8 protein-coding genes are annotated in these 6,625 nt (G+C 65.2%); 5 read left to right on the top strand and 3 right to left on the bottom strand.

Going from position 1 to position 6,625, the window contains the following annotated elements; translation table 11 throughout:
- Positions 1-118: 118 nt before the first annotated feature.
- Positions 119-523, bottom strand: a complete 405-nt coding sequence (locus tag Q2M23_RS39740; RefSeq protein ID WP_168857559.1) for a hypothetical protein — start codon at positions 521-523, stop codon at positions 119-121.
- A gap of 75 nt (positions 524-598) precedes the next feature.
- Here Q2M23_RS39740 and Q2M23_RS39735 point away from each other — a divergent pair, with 75 nt between their 5' ends.
- Complete coding sequence (locus Q2M23_RS39735; RefSeq protein WP_316398976.1) at positions 599-1,210, top strand: TetR/AcrR family transcriptional regulator; 612 nt, start codon at positions 599-601, stop codon at positions 1,208-1,210.
- A gap of 126 nt (positions 1,211-1,336) precedes the next feature.
- Here the strand turns inward: Q2M23_RS39735 and Q2M23_RS39730 are convergent, their stop codons facing one another.
- Positions 1,337-1,738, bottom strand: coding sequence for a DUF1330 domain-containing protein (locus Q2M23_RS39730; protein ID WP_028333485.1), 402 nt, complete (start codon positions 1,736-1,738; stop codon positions 1,337-1,339).
- A gap of 129 nt (positions 1,739-1,867) precedes the next feature.
- On the opposite strand from Q2M23_RS39730, the gene Q2M23_RS39725 reads away from it, so the two are divergent.
- Entirely contained in the window at positions 1,868-2,713 is an 846-nt protein-coding gene (locus tag Q2M23_RS39725) for a metal-dependent phosphohydrolase (protein ID WP_316398975.1), read from the top strand.
- Positions 2,714-2,951: 238 nt separating this feature from the next.
- Positions 2,952-3,905, top strand: a complete 954-nt coding sequence (locus Q2M23_RS39720; RefSeq protein WP_316398974.1) for a DMT family transporter — start codon at positions 2,952-2,954, stop codon at positions 3,903-3,905.
- A gap of 1 nt (position 3,906) precedes the next feature.
- Here the strand turns inward: Q2M23_RS39720 and Q2M23_RS39715 are convergent, their stop codons facing one another.
- Positions 3,907-4,863: a LysR family transcriptional regulator gene (locus tag Q2M23_RS39715; protein ID WP_316398973.1), complete on the bottom strand. Its 957-nt coding sequence runs from the start codon at positions 4,861-4,863 to the stop codon at positions 3,907-3,909.
- A 135-nt stretch (positions 4,864-4,998) separates the two neighbouring features.
- Here Q2M23_RS39715 and Q2M23_RS39710 point away from each other — a divergent pair, with 135 nt between their 5' ends.
- Both Q2M23_RS39710 and Q2M23_RS39705 read left to right on the top strand, forming a co-directional pair.
- On the top strand, positions 4,999-5,382 hold the full coding sequence (locus Q2M23_RS39710) for a nuclear transport factor 2 family protein (RefSeq protein WP_229192587.1): 384 nt from the start codon (positions 4,999-5,001) through the stop codon (positions 5,380-5,382).
- A 265-nt stretch (positions 5,383-5,647) separates the two neighbouring features.
- On the top strand, positions 5,648-6,619 hold the full coding sequence (locus tag Q2M23_RS39705; RefSeq protein WP_316398972.1) for a tripartite tricarboxylate transporter substrate binding protein: 972 nt from the start codon (positions 5,648-5,650) through the stop codon (positions 6,617-6,619).
- Positions 6,620-6,625: the final 6 nt, after the last annotated feature.

Genomic DNA, 6,625 nt, shown 5'->3' with positions numbered 1-6,625 from the left:
ATGCAAAGGTGTCCTTGCTGCATCCGGCTCATCAAAGGGCGCGACCCGCCGATCCACTTATGACACAGTAAGATTAGAGCCCCGTTGCGATTCTATCGGAACGGGAAAGACTTCAGGCTCACGCATAGCGCGCCGCGCCCATGCACAGCGCGGTGATCGCGAGCAGCCCCGCGGCGATGCGCTGGGCAACCGCCAGCCGCGAGCGTGCGGCTGACGTATCGTCCACGCTGCTGCGCAGCTGCCGGACCGCGCCGCCGCCGACGATGATCTGCACGGCGATTGCAGCCAGTGCTGCGATCGCGCCACCGGCCAGGATCTGCTCCGACAGCCCGAACGAGCCTTCATGGACCAGGCGCCAGAGCGTGGCGCCGGTCACGATCGCGACCGTCGCGGCGCCGATTTGCGGAAACAGCAGCTTTTCGCCGCCGAGGCCGCCGGTGCGCGCCAAGGTGAAGCTCGAGCCGGCCCAAAACACCGATGACAGGACGTGAAGGGACAGCGCTATGATGAGGGCGGTCTGCATGATGTCGCTCCGGATGGGCATTGGAAATTAGATATACATAATGTATAGTCAATCTGACGAAAGCAAGGCAAACCGATGCCGCCGCGCAGCTATGTGAGCCCGGCGCGCAGCGCTGCCGCCGCCGAGACCCGCGAGCGCGTGATCGAGGCCGCCTCGCGCACATTGCGCGACGAGAGCATCGCGCGCTTCTCGCTGGATACGGTGGCCAAGGCGGCCGGCGTGACCCGGCTGACCGTCTACAACCAGTTCGGCTCGCGGCGCGGGCTGCTCGAGGCGGTGTTCGACGAGATCGCGCGCCATGGCGGGCTGCACCAGCTCGCCGACGCCATGACAATGGCCGATCCGCGCGCCGCGCTCGACCGGATGGTGGAGATCTTCTGCGGATTCTGGAGCCGGGATTCCGCGGTCGGCCGGCTGCACGACGCGATGGCGACCGATCCCGAATTCGCCGAGGCCGTGCGCGAGCGCAACGAGCGCCGCCGCCGCGGCGTCACCGCATTGATCGACCGCGTCGCGGGCAAGGGCGCGTCACAGCAAGCGCGCAAGGACGCGGTGGACCTGATCTTCGCGCTGACAAGCTATCCGACCTTCGCGTCGCTGAGCGCGGGGCGGTCGAGCGATGATGTCTGCCGTGTCGTGCAGAGCGCCTGCCACGCGGCGCTGCAGCCGCTCGCAAACCCATCCTGAGGGTCACTGTCCATCAACCGTCATTGCGAGGAGCGTTAGCGACGAAGCAATCCATCGCTCCACTACGCGGTGAAATGGATTGCTTCGCTACGCTCGCAATGACGGGATGGGAGCCGGGTTCGTCGGCTACCCCACCTTGAACTTGCTGTAGGCCTCGCGCGTCGCGATGATGACGTGCTCCTCGCAGCCGTTGCGGCGATGCGGGTCGCAGCGATCTTCGTAGTCGGCTGAAGTCATCATGTCGATGAAGGCGGCGACGCTCGGGTAGTAGACCAGCGCGAGATAATCCCAGCGCTGGCCGGCCGGCTCGCCCAGCGCGACCGTCTCGGCGCTGCCGGTCCACAGCAGCGTGCCGCCGCGCGCCTTGATCATCGGGACGGTGAGCGCGCTGTAGCGCAAATAGGCATCCCAGCCCGAGCCGTCGCCGTCGAGCGACCGCGCCCGAAACCGCATCAGATTGACCATCACGACCGGCGCCTCGCGGTCCAGCTCGTTCAGGCCTTTGACGTTCAAGAGATCGACACCCATCACCCGCTCCCGCCCAAAGCCCGTCACTCCCGCCACATCGGTCTAGCCGCAACGATTATGTCACATCGCAGGACTAGCCTGAAATACCGCCGGGCCGTAAGCTCAGGCCAGCTCTCGGAGGTCAAGGCCGTGATGACCCTTCCAGAACTAGCGGCCGACGCGCTCGGCAAGTTCCTCGGCGAGTACATGCAGCGCCGGTTCGGCTCTTCGCAGACCCAGCTGGTGGAAATGGTGCCCTCGATCGCCCGGATCGCGCTCGAATGCATCGGCAACAGCGACGCGCTCTATCACAATGTCGAGCACACCATGCTGGTGACGCTGGCCGGCCACGACATCCTGCGCGGCCGCGCGCTGCACTCGCACATGAGCGCCGAGGATTATGCCCATGTCATCATCGCCTGCCTCACCCATGACATCGGCTATGTGCGCGGGCTGTTCGAGGCCGACGGCCAGGCCGGCTATCTGGTCGATGCCGTCGGTCGCAAGATCATCCTGCCACGCGGGTCGTCGGATGCCGCACTGATGTCCTACCACGTCGACCGCTCCAAGATCTTCGTGATGGAGCGGCTCAAGGGCGTCACCCTGCTCGACAAGGAGCGCATCGTGCGTGCCATCGAAGGCACCCGCTTTCCGCTGAGCGCCCCTGATGACGACGAGGATTTCGGCGAAGAGGCCACCCTGCTGCGGGCCGCCGATTTGATCGGCCAGCTCGGCGATCCCCACTACATCCGCAAGGCCAACGCGCTGTACATCGAATTCGAGGAGGCCGGACTGAACCACCAGCTCGGCTACGATTCGCCGGCCGATCTCGTCGAACGCTATCCGCGCTTCTACTGGGACAGCGTCGCGCCGCATGTGCAGAAGGCGATCCGCCACCTCAACATCACCTCGAGCGGACGGCAATGGATCGCCAATCTCTACAGCAACGTGTTTCGCGCCGAGCGCGACATCTCGCTGTCGGGGCCGCAGAAATAGGCGGGGATGCAGCGCAATCTCTCCGCTCGTCCTCTCCGCTCGTCGTCCCGGCTTTCGCCGGGACGACATCGAGTATGTTGCGTCATCGAGAGGCATTCATTCACGGTCTCTCAGGATGACGGGTTCTGTTATTCCGCGGCAGTGTGGCTTCCGTGTCAGATTGAGCCCCCGCGCATGGCTCCAATCCGCTCTTTCGTCTTGTCGCGGCGCCGGATTCGGGCACAACATCCGCCCGATAATGACCGCTTTGCCCGCATCTGCCACAACGCCACGCCGCTCGCCGCTCAACTGGCTCAATAACCAGCCCTATCTGCTGCTCAGCCTGACGTCGCTGTTCTGGGCCGCCAACATCGTGCTGGCGCGCCATGTCGGCAGCCATGTGCCGCCGGTCACGCTGACCACGATCCGCTGGTTCGGCGTCTTCCTGATCCTGTTGCCGTTCGCCTGGCCGCATCTGAAGCAGGACTGGCCGAAGCTGCGCAGCGCCCTGCCGCTGATGCTGCTGCTGTCCGCGGTCGGCTTCGCCTTCAACAACGCGATCTCCTACTGGGCGATGCAGTATACTGAAGCGCTCAACGCGCTGCTGATCCAGTCGGCGGGGCCGCTGTTCGTGGCGCTGTGGTCGCTGATCCTGTTCGGCGTGCGGCTGACGCCGGCGCAGCTGGCCGGCATCGCGATCTCGCTGGCCGGCGTGCTGACCATCATCCTGCGCGGCGACTTCTCCGCGCTCGCCGGCATCAGCTTCAACCGCGGCGACATCATGTTCGGCGCCTCGCTGGTGTCGTTCGGGCTCTATTCGGCGCTGATCCCGCGGCGGCCGAAGATCCACCAGCTCTCGCTGATCTCGTTCACCACTTGCTGCGGCGCGCTGATGCTGCTGCCGGTGGCGGCCTGGGAGTTCGCCAACGGCGTGACGCTGAAGTTCGACTTGCTGACCGGCGCAACGCTCGCCTATGTGCTGATCTTCCCGTCCACGCTCGCCTATCTGTTCTTCAACCGCGGCGTCGCGCTGATCGGCCCGAACCGCGCCGCGCCGTTCTTCCATCTGGTGCCGGTGTTCGGCTCGGCGATGGCGATCCTGCTGCTCGGCGAGAGCCTCGCGCCGTTCCATCTGATCGGCTACGCGCTGGTGCTCGCCGGCGTCATCATCGCCTCGCGACAAGGATCCGCCAAGACATCGGCGAATCCCTAGACTAGCCTACCTTGCGCAAGCCGGCGGATTTGCGTGGCGAATATGGCTTTGCCGCCAGCGTGTCCGTGATGAAGTCGATAAACCGCCTCACCTTCGCCGGCACGTGGTTACGCGAGGCGTAATAGACGTAGAGCGGAAAACACTCGTCGGGCCAGTCCGGAAACAGCTCGATCAGCGCGCCGCTCCTCAGGTGATCGTCGAGGCCGAGATCGATCACCTGCGCGATGCCGAAGCCGGCCAGGCAAGCGCCGAGCTTGGTTCCTGAATCGGTTACGGTGAGCCGCCCGTTGACCGCGACCGGCACGACCTCGTTGCCGCGCCGAAACTCCCAATCGAAGGGACGCCCGGTCGCCGCATCGATTGCATGGATGCACTGATGGTCGCGGCTTGCCAGCTCCCGCGGATCAAGCGGCCGGCCGTGTCGTTCGAGATAGATCGGCGAGGCCACGGTGAGCACGCGCGCATCGAGCACGCGGCGCGCAATCAGCGCCGACGGCACCGGCTCGCCGAAACGCACCGCCAGATCAAAACCGTCGCTGACCAGATCCGCGATCCGGTCGCGGGTCTCGATACGCAGCTCCATGCCTGGATTCTGCAGCAGGAACTCGCTCAGCTTCGGCGACAGCACCATGCGGGAGAACAGCGGGTCGACATTGACCCGCAACCTGCCGCGGACCGCATCGCGCGATTTCGAGGTCTCCGCCGCCGCTTCGCCGATCCCGGCCAGATGCGCAGCAACCCGCTCGCACAGCGCGCGTCCTTCCTCGGTGAGCTCGACGGCGCGGCTCGTGCGGTGAACCAGCCTGGCATCGAGGCGCGCCTCGAGCTTGGCGATCGCCTTGCTGACCCCGGATTGCGTCATGCCGAGCCGTTCGGCGGCCCGGCCAAAACTGCGCGCATCCGCCAGCGCCGCGAGGACCACCAGGCCGCCAACCAGCCGACCGTCAACTTCGTCCATGCCGATGCCTTTCAGTCATCCAAGAGATGACTGCCCAGTCGTAGCACTCCGCCACCATATCGGCCACTGTCGGCGCAGATCACCGGTTCGATCCGGTGCGGCCACCGCCACATCATCCGCCAGGGAGATTTTGCAATGAGCGACATCCAGGCCATCGCATCCGCGATCGATGGATATTTCAACCTGATGTATGACGTCGACGATAGCCGGTTCTGCGACGTCTTCGCCGATGCCTGCATCGTGCACGGCATCCGGGACGGCAAGCACACGGTGCGGTCGGCCTCAGAATTCCGCGACTTCATCCGCAGCCGTCCCTCGCCGGCGTCGATGAAATCACCACGCGAGGAGGCCATCATCAGCATCGACCAGACCGCGTCCGACCTGGCCATCGCCAAGGTGCGCGTCAGGGCCGGCCAAACCGGCTTCATCGACCATCTGGTGTTTCATCGGATCGACGGCCGGTGGCTCATCACCACCAAGGCGTTTCACGTCGCGCAGGTCTTTCCGGCGGGATCGTAACGCACTCACGGCTGACTTTCGGAATATTAGAAATATGACACTGATTTGCCCGACGTGTCAAGCTGCCTGGTCGAGCGCCGGCCGCCACCGGCTCCTTTGCATGGGGTTGTTTTCGATATTTTTGGCAGCGCGCCCCTGCGAGACCCGGGAGTGGCCATGCGGCGAAAGGCTGCTCCCGGCACGGCTTCCGCGGCCATGGCGGCCGGGTTAGCTTCGGCCGCAATGGGCCTGTTCAGGGCCTGCGCGGGGGGACGACGACATGGTGATGGGATTGAGACGATACTGCTGCCTCGCGGTCGCAGCCGCCGCCGCGCTTGCGGCGATATCCGGGGCGGCACTTGCCCAGACCTATCCCACCCGCAACATCACGCTGGTGCTGCCGTTTGCCGCCGGCAGCGGCACCGACACCACGACGCGGCTGATCTCCAAGGAGCTCGGCGTTGCGCTCGGCGTCGGCATGGTGATCGACAACCGGGCCGGCGCCAACGGCTCGATCGCGGCGAACTATGTCGCCCGCTCCGCCCCCGACGGCTACACGCTGTTCGTCACCACGAACACGACGCACTCGGCCAATCCGTATCTGCTCAAGACCATGAACTACGATCCGATCAAGGATTTCACGCCGATCGCGCGCACCGGCGACCTGCCCTTCATGCTGGTGATCCATCCGGACATCCCGGCGAACTCGGTCGCCGAGCTGATCGCGCTCGCCAAGAAGGAGCCGGGCAAGTACAGCTACGCCAGTGGCTCGTCATCGGCGAGCGTCTCCGGCGCGACCTTCGCGCGCCTCGCCGGCATCGACCTTCTGCATGTGCCCTACAAGAGCTCACCGCCGGCACTGACCGACGTCATCGCCGGCCGCATCTCGATGATGTTCATCGACGTGCCGACCGGGCTGCCGCACGTCAACGCCAAGGTGCTGAAGCCGCTCGCCGTCACCACCAAGCGGAAGTCGGCGCTGCTGCCGGACCTGCCGACGATGGACGACACCGTCAAGGGCTTCGATATCACCTCCTGGCAGGGCTATCTCGGCCCCGCCAACATGCCGAGGGACGTCGTGGTCAGGCTGAATGCGGAGATCCGCAAGATCATCGAGCGGCCGGATATCAAGAGCCAGCTCGCCGAGCGCGGCATGGAGGCATTCTCCGGCACGCCCGAGGAGTTCGAGGCATTCCTTAAGGAGCAGCTCGTGCTGTGGGAAAAGCTGATCGCCGACGCCGGAATCGAGAAGCAGTAGGCCCCG

Source organism: Bradyrhizobium sp. 33ap4, from assembly GCF_032654765.1.
In the GTDB taxonomy this organism is placed as follows: Bacteria; Pseudomonadota; Alphaproteobacteria; order Rhizobiales; family Xanthobacteraceae; genus Bradyrhizobium; species Bradyrhizobium australafricanum.
Note: the sequence above shows the minus strand (reverse complement) of the source record. Positions and strands in the feature narration are given on the sequence as shown.